The following is a 1576-nucleotide window of genomic DNA, read 5'->3' on the forward strand; positions in this document are numbered from 1 at the left end:
GCCCAGTGCGAGGGTGTCGCAAAAGTTATCCCTTATCAGTTAATATCTTGGTTCCCATTCCAAATTCAGAACTTCTATTATGACCACATTCCTACGACAACTGATGCCTTCCGTTCACACCGGGCGTCAGTTTGTCACCGCTCAGCACCTGCCTGTACTGAGCGGGGCCCTTTCCCTCCATGACTACCTGAAACACGTCGGCGAGCGCGCGGCATTTATTGTCTCCGATATCCTTGATGAGCAGGATTGGGCCCCTTTCGAACGCGATTACGCCTCATCAGGCAGAGCCCCGTATTCCCCGCGTTCCATGATGGGGATTTTGCTTTATGGGATCATGAAAGGGATTCATTCTCTTAGAGGACTTGAACGGCTGGCACGTCTGGATTTGGGATGTCTCTTTGTCAGTCATGGCATTACACCTGAGCATGCCAGTCTCGGACGTTTCCTCTCTCAACATCAATCCACACTGACGGGCTCGTTTTTTGAAGGGGTCGCTTCGGCCGTATTACATCACAGTCAATCCGGTGTTTCCTGTCTGGCGGGGGATGGCACAGTGATAGAAGCGGCGTGTTCTCATTATTACCTCCTGACTCAGGAAGCCATTTTGCGAGAAAAAAAGACCTTAACTACCGCCCCAGTTAATCCCCAAAAAGAAGTTAAAATCAGGCGACTGGAACAGTCTGCCGCCATCTTACAAATCCGACAAGAAAATCGTGAAAAAGGCGGTAAAAACGCCAGCCGGTTACGTATCAACCCAGCAGAACCGGAAGCCGTGGTCCAGAAACTCAAACGGGGACGGGGATTTTCCAGTGCGTATAACCCCTCGGTATGAGTGAATCAGGCCCGTATCATTGTCGCCCAGACAGTCGACCCCGTCAGTGAAACTCGGGTTATCGCTGACTGACTGGCTCAGCACTATCCGCTATCAGGATGTCATCCCAAAACGCTCTTACTGGATGCCGGTTATTTTCATGATGAGGTTATTGCTGAGGCTCAAAAACACGCGATCCTGTTGTTCTGCCCTGAAGGTAATGACCGACAGAGTCCAAGAAAAATCTACCCAAAATCGCGGTTTATTTATCATGCGGAGAAAGACCTGTATATTTGCCCGGCCAATGATAGGTTACGTCATGTCAGTACAGTAAGACGTTCCGAAAAAAGCCGTGGGCATCGGGTCTATACCGGAGCAAATTGTGCTGATTGCCCGGAAAAAGAAAAGTGTACTCAGGCGAAAAAGGGGAGAAAAATTAAACGTTACCCGGAAGATGAAGCGCGGGATAAACTGCGTTCACGGATGGACAAACCGGAGTCAAAGCGGATATTGAGTCAAAGAAAAGTCATGGTCGACCCCGTATTTTCCGCCTTACGGGGTATCCAGAGACTGGAGCGCTTTCGGCGTAGAGGTTTATCGGCAGTCAGAGTGGAATTTACCTTGCACGCCATAGCCTATAACTTATCAAGGGCAGTTGCCCTGATATTATGGGCTATTTTTAGCCTGTTATGGGTTGTCAGTCCCAATAACAGGCAATCAATCTCTGTGGGTTTATTTTCAATGCCAGTCTTTTGCGACACCCTC

Annotated in this window: 2 protein-coding genes; both read left to right on the plus strand. The window is 49.3% G+C overall.

Going from position 1 to position 1576, the window contains the following annotated elements:
• The first annotated feature begins 79 nt into the window (after positions 1–79).
• Complete coding sequence (locus EAE89_RS23880; protein WP_244866747.1) at positions 80–832, plus strand: transposase; 753 nt, start codon at positions 80–82, stop codon at positions 830–832.
• A 72-nt stretch (positions 833–904) separates the two neighbouring features.
• Positions 905–1576, plus strand: a 672-nt coding sequence (locus EAE89_RS22790; protein WP_214086645.1) for a transposase, incomplete at its 3' end; no start/stop codon positions are given.

This window comes from Photorhabdus heterorhabditis (assembly GCF_018448905.1).
GTDB classification, from domain to species: domain Bacteria; phylum Pseudomonadota; class Gammaproteobacteria; order Enterobacterales; family Enterobacteriaceae; genus Photorhabdus; species Photorhabdus heterorhabditis.

Coding starts and splice junctions, on each gene's coding strand:
- EAE89_RS23880 (WP_244866747.1), top strand. CDS start 80: ATGACCACATTCCTACGACAACTGATGCCTTCCGTTCACACCGGGCGT.